This is a genomic window from Streptomyces morookaense (assembly GCF_013030945.1).
Classification (GTDB): Bacteria; Actinomycetota; Actinomycetes; order Streptomycetales; family Streptomycetaceae; genus Streptomyces; species Streptomyces morookaensis.
Genome location: NZ_JABBXF010000238.1, coordinates 1 through 317, shown reverse-complemented (window position 1 = coordinate 317; position 317 = coordinate 1). Strand labels below are relative to the sequence as shown.

The 317-nt window shown below is 39.4% G+C and carries 1 pseudogene; it reads right to left on the bottom strand.

Annotated elements, in window-relative coordinates:
* Nucleotides 1–164: 164 nt before the first annotated feature.
* Nucleotides 165–317, bottom strand: a pseudogene (gene chbB / locus HG542_RS36765) (PTS N,N'-diacetylchitobiose transporter subunit IIB); the annotation flags it as partial.

The following is a 317-nucleotide window of genomic DNA, read 5'->3' as shown; positions in this document are numbered from 1 at the left end:
GCATTAACGTGTGGCTGCTTTCCTATTTTAACTGCAAAAGGGAGGAGTACCTTTTCAAGCGATGCAATAACATTACTCATAGAAAAATACCCTTAAAAACCGCAATTTAAATATTGCGGTATTGATTTATGAAATAACTCTTTGACGGGAAAATTTAAAATAAATTAATTTGCTGCGGCTTTTTTAATCGCTGCAACCGCAGCCTTAAGCACGCCTAAACCATCGACTTTGCCATAAAGCAGCGAGTCAATTACTTCAACCGGTTTGTTGGGTAACAAACGCTGGATTTCGGGCAACATATAAGCAATCTGCGGCCC